At 71.0% G+C, this 12,550-nt stretch carries 14 protein-coding genes and 2 tRNA genes; 4 read left to right on the forward strand and 12 right to left on the reverse strand.

The annotated features are described in order from the left end of the window. Positions 1 to 233: 233 nt before the first annotated feature. Positions 234 to 659 (reverse strand): OsmC family protein, encoded by a 426-nt coding sequence (locus tag ABD345_RS08500; RefSeq protein ID WP_344551314.1) that lies wholly within the window; start codon positions 657 to 659, stop codon positions 234 to 236. A 320-nt stretch (positions 660 to 979) separates the two neighbouring features. Here ABD345_RS08500 and ABD345_RS08505 point away from each other — a divergent pair, with 320 nt between their 5' ends. From ABD345_RS08505 to ABD345_RS08515, 3 genes are all read left to right on the forward strand, one after another. Then, on the forward strand, positions 980 to 1,306 hold the full coding sequence (locus ABD345_RS08505; RefSeq protein WP_344551315.1) for a chorismate mutase: 327 nt from the start codon (positions 980 to 982) through the stop codon (positions 1,304 to 1,306). A gap of 118 nt (positions 1,307 to 1,424) precedes the next feature. After that, entirely contained in the window at positions 1,425 to 2,111 is a 687-nt protein-coding gene (gene lepB / locus ABD345_RS08510) for a signal peptidase I (protein ID WP_344551316.1), read from the forward strand. A 66-nt stretch (positions 2,112 to 2,177) separates the two neighbouring features. Beyond that, a complete protein-coding gene (locus ABD345_RS08515) occupies positions 2,178 to 2,477 on the forward strand; it encodes a YciI family protein (RefSeq protein ID WP_344551317.1) in 300 nt (99 codons plus the stop codon). Positions 2,478 to 2,508: 31 nt separating this feature from the next. Here the strand turns inward: ABD345_RS08515 and ABD345_RS08520 are convergent, their stop codons facing one another. The 7 genes from ABD345_RS08520 to nirD all read right to left on the reverse strand — a co-directional run bounded on the left by ABD345_RS08520 (position 2,509) and on the right by nirD (position 8,152). Then, positions 2,509 to 2,919, reverse strand: a complete 411-nt coding sequence (locus ABD345_RS08520) for a hypothetical protein (protein WP_344551318.1) — start codon at positions 2,917 to 2,919, stop codon at positions 2,509 to 2,511. A 102-nt stretch (positions 2,920 to 3,021) separates the two neighbouring features. After that, complete coding sequence (locus ABD345_RS08525) at positions 3,022 to 4,005, reverse strand: EamA family transporter (protein ID WP_344551319.1); 984 nt, start codon at positions 4,003 to 4,005, stop codon at positions 3,022 to 3,024. A 55-nt stretch (positions 4,006 to 4,060) separates the two neighbouring features. Next, positions 4,061 to 6,316 carry a transglycosylase domain-containing protein gene (locus tag ABD345_RS08530; RefSeq protein ID WP_344551320.1) on the reverse strand — a complete coding sequence of 752 codons (2,256 nt, stop codon included), beginning with the start codon at positions 6,314 to 6,316 and terminating at the stop codon, positions 4,061 to 4,063. A 244-nt stretch (positions 6,317 to 6,560) separates the two neighbouring features. Beyond that, positions 6,561 to 6,634, reverse strand: a tRNA-Lys gene (locus ABD345_RS08535). Positions 6,635 to 6,768: 134 nt separating this feature from the next. Continuing rightward, positions 6,769 to 6,842 (reverse strand) — tRNA-Lys (locus ABD345_RS08540). A gap of 73 nt (positions 6,843 to 6,915) precedes the next feature. Continuing rightward, entirely contained in the window at positions 6,916 to 7,674 is a 759-nt protein-coding gene (locus ABD345_RS08545; RefSeq protein WP_344551321.1) for a bestrophin-like domain, read from the reverse strand. A 115-nt stretch (positions 7,675 to 7,789) separates the two neighbouring features. Next, a complete protein-coding gene (gene nirD / locus ABD345_RS08550; protein WP_344551322.1) occupies positions 7,790 to 8,152 on the reverse strand; it encodes a nitrite reductase small subunit NirD in 363 nt (120 codons plus the stop codon). Between the two features lie 547 nt (positions 8,153 to 8,699). Between nirD and ABD345_RS08555 the strand changes: the two genes are divergently transcribed. Then, a complete protein-coding gene (locus ABD345_RS08555; RefSeq protein ID WP_380273396.1) occupies positions 8,700 to 8,924 on the forward strand; it encodes a low temperature requirement protein A in 225 nt (74 codons plus the stop codon). 118 nt (positions 8,925 to 9,042) lie between these two features. Here ABD345_RS08555 and ABD345_RS08560 read toward each other — a convergent pair whose 3' ends face one another. The 4 genes from ABD345_RS08560 to ABD345_RS08575 form a co-directional block, all read right to left on the reverse strand. Then, positions 9,043 to 9,588, reverse strand: a complete 546-nt coding sequence (locus ABD345_RS08560; protein ID WP_344551323.1) for an NUDIX hydrolase — start codon at positions 9,586 to 9,588, stop codon at positions 9,043 to 9,045. Between the two features lie 4 nt (positions 9,589 to 9,592). Then, positions 9,593 to 10,714 (reverse strand): NAD(P)-binding domain-containing protein, encoded by a 1,122-nt coding sequence (locus ABD345_RS08565; protein WP_344551324.1) that lies wholly within the window; start codon positions 10,712 to 10,714, stop codon positions 9,593 to 9,595. A gap of 316 nt (positions 10,715 to 11,030) precedes the next feature. Further along, positions 11,031 to 11,228, reverse strand: a complete 198-nt coding sequence (locus ABD345_RS08570) for a hypothetical protein (RefSeq protein ID WP_344551325.1) — start codon at positions 11,226 to 11,228, stop codon at positions 11,031 to 11,033. A 293-nt stretch (positions 11,229 to 11,521) separates the two neighbouring features. Further along, on the reverse strand, positions 11,522 to 12,370 hold the full coding sequence (locus ABD345_RS08575) for a helix-turn-helix domain-containing protein (RefSeq protein ID WP_344551326.1): 849 nt from the start codon (positions 12,368 to 12,370) through the stop codon (positions 11,522 to 11,524). Positions 12,371 to 12,550 lie beyond the last annotated feature (180 nt).

Below are 12,550 nucleotides of genomic sequence, written 5' to 3' on the forward strand. Positions count from 1 at the left end.
GCCGCCGGTGTAACTGTCCGCGACCGCCGCCAGGGTGATTGGTGACGGTGATCCCGATATGCCCGTTACATTCGGTGGGAATTCGCCCGGAAGTTGACCGAAGGGTGGGACGGGGGCCCGGCACGGACGACGGAGCCCCCGGTGGCCGCCGTGCGGGCGTCCGCCGGGGGAGTGCGCCGCCCCTCACGCGCGGTGAGCGACCGTGCGCGCAGGGCTGACGGGCCGACCGGGCGTCAGGCCAGGCTCGCCGACAGCGTGATGGTGGTGCCAGACAGCGCCTGGCTCACCGGGCAGTTCGCCTTCGCGTCCTCGGCGGCCTTCACGAAACCGGCCTCGTCCAGGCCCGGCACCGTCCCGACCACGGTCAGGTGGATGCCGGTGATGCCGGTGCCCGGCTGGAAGGTCACGTCCGCCTTGGTCTCCAGCTTGGTGGGCGGGGTGCCGGCGCCGGTCAGGCCGTGCGAGAGCGCCATCGAGAAGCAGGACGAGTGGGCGGCCGCGATCAGCTCCTCCGGGCTGGTCTTGCCGTTCGCCGCCTCGGCCCGGGACGGCCAGGACACCGGGAACTCGCCGACGCCCGAGGAGTCGAGGGTCACCAGGCCCTTGCCGTCGAGCAGGTTGCCCTCCCACTCGGTGTGCGCGGTGCGGGTCGTCGCCACGATCAGGTACCTCCCATGAGAAGCGGACAGCGGTCGAACTGCTGTACCGAAGACCGGACTTCCGGCCCCGGCCCGCCCAGCCTACGGCCCGCGGCGCGCCCCGGTGGGCGAACGCCGCGCGGAGCGCCGCGCTCCGCCCGGGCCGGCCGGGACACCCGTCCGAACGCCGCCTCGCCCGCCGTCCCGCGGCCGTCCCACACGCCGTCCCACATGCCGGAACGGGCCGGTAATCAGGGCGTACGCCGCCTGCCCGCCCTGTTAGATTGGCCGTTCGCCACGCCCGAGCGACCACCCGTAATCCCGCATCGGAGCCATCCCACATGACGGACCAGCCCACTCCCTCCCCGGCGGGGATCGACGACGCCGTGCGGGCCGAGCTGACCCGCCTGCGCGAGTCCATCGACAACATCGACGCCGCCGTCGTCCACATGCTCGCCGAGCGCTTCAAGGCCACCCAGCAGGTCGGCCGGCTCAAGGCCGAGCACCAGCTGCCGCCCGCCGACCCGGCCCGCGAGCGCCGGCAGATCGACCGCCTGCGCGAACTCGCCATCAGCGCCCACCTCGACCCGGTGTTCGCCGAGAAGTTCCTCAACTTCATCATCGCCGAGGTGATCAGGCACCACGAGGCCATCGCCAAGGAGGCCTGATCCGCCCGCCCGCCCGGGTGGGCCCGGCCGCCCGGGGTGTCTGCTCCGGGTAAGGACCGGATTTCGCGCTGCCCCCCGCTCGGGTTAGCGTGCTGTCCTTGCCAAGGAGGCGGTGTCGGTGTCGGTGGCGGTGACCGAGGAACCCACCCAGGAACGACGTCCGCGCAGGCGGCGGCCCTGGTACGTGGAACTGCCCGTGATGATCACGATCGGCCTGCTCATCGCCGTGCTGATCAAGACCTGCCTGTTCCAGATGTTCTCCATCCCGTCCGGCTCGATGGAGAACACCCTCCAGGTCGGCGACCGGGTCGCGGTCAACAAGCTCGCCACCCTCACCGGTTGGGAGCCGGAACCCGGCGAACCCGTGGTGTTCAAGGACCCGGGCGGCTGGCTGCCGCCCGCCCCGCAGAGCGGCAACGCCTTCACCCGCACCGTCCACTCCGGCCTCAGCGCCGTCGGCCTGCTGCCCCCCGGCGACGACTACCTGGTCAAGCGGGTCATCGCGGTCGGCGGCCAGACCGTCGCCTGCCACGGCAGCACGCTCACCGTCGACGGCGCGACCGTCGCCGAGCCCTACCTGCACCCCGGTGACGACTCCTGCGCCGGCATCGACTTCGGCCCGCTCACCGTCCCCGCCGACCACGTCTGGGTCGAGGGCGACCACCGCAGCGACTCCGCCGACTCCCGCTACCACCGGGACGGACCGGACGGCGGCGCGGTCCCCGTCGCCGACCTGGTCGGACCCGCCAGCGCCGTGGTCTGGCCGCTCGACCACTTCACCTGGTTCGGCTGGAGCGGGCACTGAGCCGACGGCCCGGTCGGGCCGCGACGCCGCAGCCGCACCGCGCGACCCGCCGCGTACGATGACCGGGTGTTCATCCTCGAACTGACCTACACCGCCCCGCTGGAGCGCGTCGAAGCGCTGCTGCCCGCCCACCTGGCCTGGCTGGAGCAGCACTACGCGGCCGGCACCTTCCTCGCCTCCGGCCGCAAGGTGCCCCGGGACGGCGGGGTGATCCTCGCGGTGGCCGCCGACCGCGCCGCCGTCGAGGCGGTCGCCGCCACCGACCCGTTCGTCCCGGGAGGCGTCGCCGACTACCGGATCACCGAGTTCGTCGCCACCACCGTGGCCCCCGTCCTCGCCGCCCACCGCGAGACGCTGCCCTCCTGAGGCCGGTCCCGGGCGGGCGGCGCCGTCGGGCTCACTCCGGCTGCACCACCTGCAGGGCCCAGCCGAGCGGGGCGCCGCCGGCGTCGACGTACACGGAGAAGGAGCCCCGGACCACGCCCGGCGCCATGGTCACGGACCCCACGCCGACGGTGTCCACCGGGCAGTCCACGGTGAACGCGGCGACCTCGGCCTGCTGCGACTCCATCGTCACCCGCACCGTGCCGCCGCCCTCGCAGGCCACCGTCAGCACGGTCGGCAGGCTCGTCCACGCCCCGCCCGACACCAGGCCGCCGTCCCCGACCCGGCCGTCCACCCAGACCAGGCCGTCCGGTCCGGGGTAGGGCAGCGAGACGCCGTCGGCCGCCGCGGCCGGCCCCGCGCCGAGACCGGTCACCGCGCACACTGCCAGGGCCGCCGCCCCCAGGGTCCTCGCACACCTCATGGCTGTTCCTCCCGTGGTCGCTGTCGGTACCCGACCCATCCTGACCGGGTCCACCGGGAGGCACCTGAGTACGGGTACTCAACCGGCCGTCCGCCCGGTCGGCTACCCCCGACCCGCCGACTGGGCCGCGAACGCGCCCGCCAGGACGAGTGTGCCGCCGGCCAGTTGCGGGGCGCCGAGGTGCTCGCCGAGCAGGAACCAGGCGAGCACGGTGGCGACCACCGCCTCCAGGTTGGCGACCACGCCCGCGACCGGCGGGGAGAGGTGCCGGACGGCCACCACGCCGGTCAGGTAGGCCAGGACGGTGGCCACCAGCACCATCCACAGGGCGGGGACGAGCGCGGGCAGCCGGTGGCCGTCCATGGTGACGGAGCCGCCGAGCAGCGACCAGTCCGCCTCCCAGGGCCGGGCGAACGCGGTGAGCAGCACCGCGCCGACCAGCAGGCCGTGGGCGGACAGCGCCAGCGGGGCGAGCGGGCGCTCGCCGCGGCGGCCGGCGTCGGCGAGCACGAAGTAGCCGACCTGGCAGCAGGCCGCGCCCAGCGCGAACAGCACGCCCGGGGCGTCGAAGGACAGGCCGTTCCAGACCTCGACCACGCAGGCCAGCCCGGCCACCGCGACGGCCGCCCCGGCCGTCGCCCGCCGGGAGACCGGCCGCCGCTGGACCAGCCGGACGTAGGCGATCAGCAGCGGCGGGCCCAGGTACTCGATCAGGAGGGCGACCCCGACCGGGATCCGCGAGATCGCCGCGAAGTAGCACGCCTGCACGCCCGCCACCGCCAGCAGGCCGAAGCCGAGCAGCACCCCGGGCCGCTGCCGCACCGCGTCCCGGTGCCGCCAGGCCACCGGCAGCAGCACCAGCGCGGCCCCGGCGACCCGCAGCCACACGGTGTGGGCGGGGGAGAGCCCGGCCTCGATCAGCGGCTTGGCGGCCGTGCCCGACCCCCCGAAGGCGACCGCCGACACCAGCGCCAGCCCCAGCCCGAGCGGAGCGGCCCGCCGGCCGGCCGCGGCCGGTGCGGGAGCCGGTGCCGGGGCCGGCGGGGCGTCGACGGGAACGGCGGAGGGGTCCGGGCTGCTGCGCATCGCCGCATTGTGCCAGCCCGGACCCCTCCGCCGTAAGGCGCGAACCCGCGGTTCGCTACTGGTCGCCGAGCAGCCCCCCGGCCCCGCCGATGCCCGGCGCGGCACTGCCCGCCGGAGTGCGGCTGGCCCCGCCGCTGGGCCGGGCGGACGGGGTGCGCGAGGGCTGCCGCTCGTCCTCGCCGGTGCCGGCGCCGGTGCTGGCGCTGCCGCTGGGCCGGGGGGTGGCCGAACGGGAGGGCCGGACGTCCTCGGCGGACGGGGACGGCGAGGCGCTGGCGCCGTCCGTCGGGGACGGGCTGTCGCTGGGCGACGCGGAGGGGCTCGGCGTGCTGGACGGGGTGCTCGCGGCCGGGGCCCGGGTCGGCCCGGCGAAGTCGCTGACCGGCTGCCCGGCCAGTGCCGCCTTCATGTACGCCGTCCAGATCTGCGCCGGGTACTTGCCGCCCGCCGCGCTGCCGGTGCCGCCGACGCCGTCCAGGCTGACCTGCTTGCCGGTGCTCGGCTCCTGCCCGAACAGGCCGACCACGGTGACCAGTTCGGGGGTGTACCCGGCGAACCAGACCGACCGGGACTCGTCCGTGGTGCCGGTCTTGCCCGCGGCCGGGCGGTTCAGCGCGGCGGCCCGGTAGCCGGTGCCGCCCTGGTCGTCGATGACGCCCTGGAGGATCGCGGTGGTGGACCGGGCGGCGTCCTTGGAGATCGCCTGGGTCGCCCTGTGCTCGGGCAGCGCGACCTGCTCGCCGCCCAGCTCCAGGCCCTTCACCAGCCACGGGGTGATCTGCTGCCCGTCGTTGTCCAGGGTGGCGTACACCCCGGCCAGGTCCAGCGCGCTCGGCGTGGACGTGCCCAGCGGGATCGAGGCGAGCGCCTTGAGGTCCGGCGTGTCCTCGGGCAGGCCGAGCGCCACCGCGGTGGCGCGGACCTTCTCCAGCCCGGTGTCCTGGGCGAGCTGCGCGAACACCGAGTTCACCGACCAGTCGGTGGCCTGCTGCAGGGTGATCTGTCCGTACGAGTGCTCGCCCTCGTTCGGCGGCGCGTACGGGGTGCCCTTCGCGCCGCGCACCGGCCGCCGGTTGGTGCCGTCGTACACGGTGCCGGCGGTGATCCGCTCGCCGGACTGGGTGCGCGCCCCGGAGTCCAGGGCGGCCGCCAGCGCGATCGCCTTGAAGGTGGAGCCCGCCTGGTAGTCGGTGCGGGTGGCGTTGTCGATCCAGTGCTTGGTGGCGTCCGAGCCGCCGTACAGCGCCAGCACCTGCCCGGTCTTCGGGTCCACCGACACCGCGCCGGCCTGCGCCGCCGCGTCGACCTTGCGGCTGTCCGGCTTGAGGTTGGCGGTCAGCTGGGCCTGCACCGCGTCCTGCAGCTGCTGCTGCTTCTTCGAGTCGACGGTCAGCGTGATGGTGTAGCCGCCCTGGGCGAGCTGCGCGTCCGAGACGATGCCCCGGTCGGTGAGGTACGAGGTCGCCGCGGCCACCAGGTACCCGGCCTGCCCGGACAGGCCGGGCGCGGACTTCGGCGCCAGCACCTCCGGGAAGGCGGTCTGCTGCCGCTCCTCGGCGCCCAGCCACTTCTTCGCGACCATGCCGTCCAGCACGTAGTTCCAGCGCGCCATCGCCCGCTGCTTGCCGGCCTCGCTCGCCGAGGACACGTCGAAGGCGCTCGGCGCGTTCAGCAGCGTCGCCAGGTAGGCGCCCTGCGCGGCGGTCAGCTGGCTCGCGTCCACCCCGAAGTACGCCTGCGCGGCGGCCTGGATGCCGTACGCGCCGCGCCCGTAGTACGAGGTGTTCAGGTAGGAGGAGAGGATCTCGTCCTTGCTCAGGGTCGCGTCGACCTTGATCGCGATGAAGACCTCCTTCACCTTCCGGCTGACCGTCTGCTTCTGGTTGAGGTAGGCGTTCTTCACGTACTGCTGGGTGATCGTCGAACCGCCCTGGGTGCTGCCGCCGGACGCGGTGTTGAACGCGGCCCGGGCCATGCCCTTGAGGTTGACCGCGCCCTCCGAGTAGAAGTTGCGGTCCTCGGCGGCCAGCGCGGCGTGCTGCGCCTCGGGGGAGACCTTGTCCAGGGCGACGTTCTGCCGGTTGGTCTGGCCGGTGCGGGCCAGCACCGAGCCGTCCGAGTACAGCCAGGTGTTGGACTGGGCGGTGGCGGTGGCGTGCGCGTCCGGCACCTTCACCAGGGCGATGCCCAGGGCGAACAGCCCGACCCCCAGCAGCAGGGACGCGGCCAGCCCGAGCAGCGTGATGCGCCAGGTGGGTATCAGCCGGCGCCAGCCGGTCCGCTTCTTCCGTTCACGGGGCTTTCGAGGCAACGGAGACCTTCCCGCAGGCCCCGGACGGGCTGCTCGCTCGGGCGACGGCGTGAACCTCGCCAGCCTGACTGATCGACTTGTCAGATGTTAGGGACCTATGTCCCATTTCTCCTAAGACGATCTTTAAATCCCCCTTAGCTTCACCTCCTCCCCTCTGCTCAACGAGCGTGCCGTGCAAGGGACATGGCGACCGGGCCGGGAAACGCGAAAGGCCCCCCGGTGAAGGGGGGCCTTTCGCTGTCTGTGCGCCGCCAGGGACTCGAACCCCGGACCCGCTGATTAAGAGTCAGCTGCTCTAACCAACTGAGCTAGCGGCGCCTGTCTGACGAGGAGAACACTACACGCTCCCCGACCTGCGGTGAAACCGGCTTCTCCGGATCGAAACCCGGAACCCCGGAGAAAATCACGGGAAACGCCGAGAGCCTCCCCGGAGGGAGGCTCTCGACCGTCTGTGCGCCGCCAGGGACTCGAACCCCGGACCCGCTGATTAAGAGTCAGCTGCTCTAACCAACTGAGCTAGCGGCGCCTGCTGACCCGGGAAACACTACACGCCCCGGCCCGTCCGCCGAAATCGTGACGGGCCGGACACGCAGGGTCGCTCAGCGCGGCGGCGGCAGCCGGTTCAGGAACACCTGGAACGCGGTCGGCTTCACCGCGTTCGCCCCGTCGAACGGGTAGTTCATCTCCTTGATCGCGATCAGCGACAGCGCGATCAGCCCGGCCAGGCTGAGCACCATCACCAGGTGCGCCCAGGTGTTGGAGAGGCCGAACAGGAAGGTGAAGGCGATCGTGACGATCGCGCCGGCCACCAGCGACGCCCACAGCAGCGGCGGCACGCAGTCGGCGATCAGGTTCAGCCGGGCCCGGCGCTTGCTGGCCAGGCCGTCCACGTGCTGGATCACGTTCTGGTAGATCGCCGACTGCTGGTCGCCCTGCGGGTCGAAGGCGAGCGCGCTCTCGCGGATCTTGTACATCAGCGCGGTCGCCGTCGGGTCGCTGTGGTGGTCGGCCATCTCCGCCCACTCGGTGTTCACCACGGCGTGCGCGTAGTCCAGCGTCAGCCCCTCCAGCACCGCGCCCTGCGGCAGCGGCATCTGCCGGGCCATCCAGTACACCCCGGCCAGCTCGTCCGCCTCGTCGAAGGTGGTGGCCTTCGCGGTCGAGGTGTTCTCCCAGGCCGCGATCACCACGAACGCCACCAGCACCGCGTAGAACGCGCCCACCGCGGCGAAGATGAACCCGGCCACGTCGTTGCAGTTCTCCCGGGCCGGGACGGAGGCGTACTTCTGCACCAGCAGCATCCCCGCCGCGGTGCACGCCAGTGTGCCGACCAAGATCACGACGTCGACCCAGTTCACGTCCGCCCCCACTGCTCTCGGTGCACGACTGTACGCATACGGTCATCACACCGTGCGGGGGCGGGCGGCGGCGAGCCGGGCTAGCCCGACCGGCCGTGCGAATGTCGTGGCCCTGTCAATCGACGGGGTGCAGCCGGACCGGCCACACCGGCAGCGCCCGGGACGGGTCGTCCAGGCAGGTGCCGGTGCGCAGGTCGAACAGGCGCTTGTGCAGGGGCGAGGAGACGGTGGGTGCGCCGTCCACGCTGCCGGTGATGCCGTCGGCGATCACCCAGGCGTCGGCGAACGGGTCCCGGTTGCCGACCGCGAGCAGTTCGCCGGACGCGGTGCGGAACACCGCGGCCTGGTCGCCGCCGGGCAGCAGCACGGCGGTGCCGGTGTCGGGCTCCAGTTCCAGTTCGCGGGCGTCGCAGACGGCGATCCAGCGGCCGTCCGGCGTGCCCAGTTCGACGGTACGGGGCGGGTCGGTGCGGTGCATGGCGGCGGCGCTCCCCTCGGCGTGGGCGAGTGGGCTCTCCTTGTCCGAACGGTACGCCCGGGGTCCGGGCACGGGGCAGGGCGGGAAGGACCCGATCCGGCAGGACGTTCGTCCCGCCGGCCGGACCGTCCGTGGTGCGGGGCGCCGGCCGGACGCCGGGCGGCGCTGTCGGGCAGCGCGGTGATCACGAGGAGTTCGGGTCCTGCGGTCCACGGGAGCCGGTCCCGTGTCCACCCTCGTCCTTGACCTTCCGCGTTGCCCGCGAAGCGCCCTCGTCGTCCGTCCATCCGTGAAGGAATCTATCGGTCCAATTCGGACAGACAGGACAATCAACGCAACACGCGCCGAAGTAGCCCAAGTTGTCACCCGGATCGCGCACTGCGGCGTCAACTCTGCCTGACGATTAATCAAATCGGGTGGAACCAGGACAATCGGCGTGCCGCACACGGTCCGTGCGCGGCACGCCCCCGGCTGCCAGGATCCCCGGTGACCAACTCCCCGCCCCCGCCCGCCCCGCCGCGCGCGGCCCGCCCCCGAAGGCAGAGTGATGAGCACCGCCCCCGACCCCTACCGCCCGGTCCGCCGGATGCTGGCCCGCGACCGGGGCGAGTCCCACCGGGTCTCCACCCCGCTCGAATTGTTCTTCGACCTGTGCTTCGTGGTGGCCATCTCCCAGGCGGGCCGGGAACTGGCCCACGCCCTCGCCGAGGGCCGCCTCGCCCACGCGCTCACCGGCTACGCGATGTCCTTCTTCGCGATCTGGTGGGCGTGAACCAACGCAGCAACACGTTACCTTGCAGGTCCGGACGGGTGCTATCAGCAGACAAGAGAAGCCCCGCCCGGCGGCCACAGGGGTTGCCGTCGAACGGGGCGGGGTGGGGCGGAGGGGATCAGCGTAGAGCGGCCAGCACCCGGGCCCTCAGCGTCTCGTCAGCGATGGTGTCCGCGTCGCGCCAGGCGTAGCCGCTGACCTCCTCTTCTTGCAGGGTCACGGCGCTGTGCTCGGCGGTGCGGAAGAGGAACCGGAAGTCGATGTGCTGGTGTGCGGGCTCGCCCTTGGCATCGTTGGCCGGGATGGGGTGCACGTCGATGTGCACGGGGGCGGTGCCCACCAGCGTGATGCCCTCGGGGCTGACGCCGGTCTCCTCGGTCAGCTCACGGAGAGCGGCCCCGGACAGGGTGGTGTCCTCCGGCTCCAGGTGCCCGCCGGGGGTGAGCCACTTGTCCAATGCCACGTGGTGGATGAACAGCGCCTTGCCGTCCCGGTCCACCAGGACGGCCCCGGCGGTGGCGTGTCCCCGGAACTCCTTGCGGCTGGTCACGTCCGCCCCGTCGTCCACCAGGGCGAGTACGGCCGACAGCTCCGGCTTCTCCTCGGGGTGGGCGTCCAGGTAGGTCGTGACGGTCTCGCTGACGTGCTGTGCCGTGATGGGCATCGGATCACCTGTTGTAGTAGTCGAGCCAGGTAGCGGCGATGGCTGCCCGGTCGTCGCCGGGCACTTCGTGCATGGTGGCGTCGAGGTCCCGCCGGGCGAGCAGTCGCACGCCTGCCAGGATCTCAGCCTGTACGAGGTAGATGAACGGCCCAACTGACGCGCCGTGAAGGAAGTTGACGGCGTTTCCGTTGTTGAGCAGGTAGAAGTAGTGGCCCGTCGTGCTGTACCGGGTGACGTTCTCCCCGGAGCTGCTGCGGGTGTAGCCGTCCGGCAGCCCGTCCAACTCCAACTCGTCCTCGCTGCTGGTGACCGTGGCGACGTAGGCCCCGTTCCGCAGGTTCGGGAAGTCCTCCCCCTTGAGCGCGAGCGCCCCCGTGGCGCACAGGACGAGTCCGGCGGCGGCTATCGCCCGCTCCCGGTCCCGGGCCACCCCGAAGCCCTGGGAGAGCGCCTGAGCGCGCCGCACGGGGTCAATGTCGTACACGGTGACGTGCACACCCTTCGCGTGCAGCAGGCGGGCGATGCTGGACCCCAACTTCCCGAACCCGATCACCAGCGCCGGACGGCCGTGCAGGATGTCCCCCCGGCCCCGCAACAGGGCCTCGGTGGAGAACACGACGGACTGACCGACAAGGAAGTCCTCGGGGTCCTTGAGCGGCGAGCGGGCCACCGACACGACGGGGCACGGCAGCTTGTCCCGCTCGGCGTACCGCTTGTGACCGTTCTCGGTGTCCTCCACCACCCCGAGGACGGTCCCGGAGAACCGGTCGCAGAGCGCGTCGAGCACCGGAGCGAAGTAGCCGCCGACGTCCAGCAGCACCACGTCTTCACCGGCCGCCCGGGTCTCCAGATAGGTCACCGCCGTATCCGGGTCGGCGAACAGCTCACGCGACAACTCGTCGCAGGGAAAGCCCTGTTCGACCTCTCGGCGCGCTGCGGCGTCGATCGACTTCGGCTTGGGCAGGACCGCCCGGAGGCTGGACACGGTGCCGACCGCCCGCACGAACGACGGGCGCTCCGGCAGCAGGTGCGTCACCAGCAGCGAGGACGGGAGAACCGGAGGCGTGAACCGCCGCGCGATCTTCCCGAAGTAGGTGTCCAGTCGTGCGCGCTCTGAGGTCTCCACGGAGACTCCCCTCCCTTGTGCTTGCACTGGAACCCGTCCCGGCCGAAACCTTCCCCAGGCGGCCGGGACGGGGGTCTGTCGGCCCCGTCAGTGACGGGGGTGGTTGGCCTCACGCACCCGGGCCAGCAGCACCGCCCGGCGCTGGCGTTCCTCCGGGGTCAGGGGCACTTCGGCGTGTTCCTCCGGGGTGAGGACCGGGCGGGGCCCAGAGGGCCGCTCAGGCGGCCACGGGCGGGCTCTGATCCACTCGAACGGGTCCACGGGCTCGGTACCCCCGATGGGGCCCTGTGTGGCTGTCTGTGGGCCGTCCTGGCGGTCACTCATCCGGGCCTGCCTCCGAGTTCGTGCACTCGCCGTCGTCGGCGTGCTGCTGTCGCCACCGGACCAGGTGCCGCGCGATGGTGGGGTTCGTATCGGCCGGGTACTGCGCTGCGACCCCGTCGAAATAGGCGCACCCAAGGCAGGAGTTCTCCGGCGCACTGACAGCCGTAGTGAGCGCCTCGGGCAGCATCACGCCACGCTCTTGTCAGGGCACGTGTCTGCACCGCAGGTGCAGGCGGGCCACTCGCGCAGAACGCCATCCCCGACCACCCGGGCCGATACCTCGGCGTCGTAGTCGCTGGGCTCCCCGCTATGGGCCACAACCTTGCGGCGCTCGGCCTTGTACTCAGCGAACGACTGAGTCCCCCTGCTCCCGTCTACTGCTGCCATGTGGTCGCTCCCTTGGCTCTCAACGAGGCGTCAGGAGAACGACGTTAGGGATCGGCGCGGGGCGGGCTCCACCGTCTTGCACCGTCTTGCACGGCATCACTCAAGTGCAGCAATGGCCTTATTGATCAACTCGCGCGCAGCAGCGCCGTAAACAGCCATGCTCGCCAACTCACGAAAGGCTTTGTCATAAGCCGAAATCTCGCTTGGCGCTGTGATATTGACAATCGCCGACAAAAGCTCCGTGGTGACCTGCTTGTCATCGAATACGAGGAATGCCTCCAGGGGCCAAATTCGACGCTCGGCAGAAAACGGAATCACCCCGAAGCTAACTCTCGGTAGACCCATCACGTCCAGCATGGTTCGCAACTGTCCGACCATGGCATCTCTGTCGCCCACCTTGTAACGAAGGACGGTCTCCTCAAGCAGAATTGCGTAGCGGTGATCGCCTTCGTAGAGGAACCGCGACCGCGCAAGCCGAGACTCTACGGCTTCGTCAACATCGTTCGGCGTACCCTGAAACCTAGTGATCGAGGACATTAGGGCGTGCGCATATTCCCGTGTCTGAATCAGCCCAGGGGCGACGTTTGAGCAATATATGCGACACAAGCGAGTCCGCTCAAACAAGGGAATGATCTCTTCTTGTGAGCGGCGCATTCCGCTGCGATGGACCCGCCGCCATTCCAAGTACATTGAATCTGCCGCCCGGTTGGCAGCGATTAGGTCGGCAGCCTGATTGTCCGCATCGCATGCCGTACACCAAGCCCGAATGTCGGCATCCGAGGGAGGCGTCTTCGCATTCTCAATCCGGCTGGATTTTGAATCGCTCCACCCGCACCGGATAGCTAGCTCATGCCCGGAGATTCCGGCGTCTAGACGAAGCTCCTTGAGTCGCTTCGCTACAGCCTCTCGGGCTGCCTGAGCGCTGGAGGATGGGGAGAGAACCATGGGCTAGCTATCCGATGAGTGAGTTAGACGGTGAACTGGTCGTGAGGCGTGGCGCGCTCCCAGACGGCTTCGAATGCCGCTTCGAGCTCGTAACAAGATCTTGCGCGCCAGCAAGCTGCGGTGAGTGCGACGATTCGTTGCTGTTGCTGTTGCTGTTGCTGTTGCTGTTGATGGCGTTGG

The organism is Kitasatospora saccharophila (genome assembly GCF_039529925.1).
Taxonomy (GTDB): Bacteria; Actinomycetota; Actinomycetes; order Streptomycetales; family Streptomycetaceae; genus Kitasatospora; species Kitasatospora saccharophila.

Excerpts from the sequence above, each read along its gene's own strand:
- ABD345_RS08505 (WP_344551315.1), top strand. The coding sequence starts at position 980 with ATGACGGACCAGCCCACTCCCTCCCCGGCGGGGATCGACGACGCCGTG.
- ABD345_RS08520 (WP_344551318.1), bottom strand. The coding sequence starts at position 2,919 with ATGAGGTGTGCGAGGACCCTGGGGGCGGCGGCCCTGGCAGTGTGCGCG.
- ABD345_RS08525 (WP_344551319.1), bottom strand. The coding sequence starts at position 4,005 with ATGCGCAGCAGCCCGGACCCCTCCGCCGTTCCCGTCGACGCCCCGCCG.
- nirD (WP_344551322.1), bottom strand. The coding sequence starts at position 8,152 with ATGCACCGCACCGACCCGCCCCGTACCGTCGAACTGGGCACGCCGGAC.
- ABD345_RS08555 (WP_380273396.1), top strand. The coding sequence starts at position 8,700 with ATGAGCACCGCCCCCGACCCCTACCGCCCGGTCCGCCGGATGCTGGCC.
- ABD345_RS08560 (WP_344551323.1), bottom strand. The coding sequence starts at position 9,588 with ATGCCCATCACGGCACAGCACGTCAGCGAGACCGTCACGACCTACCTG.
- ABD345_RS08575 (WP_344551326.1), bottom strand. The coding sequence starts at position 12,370 with ATGGTTCTCTCCCCATCCTCCAGCGCTCAGGCAGCCCGAGAGGCTGTA.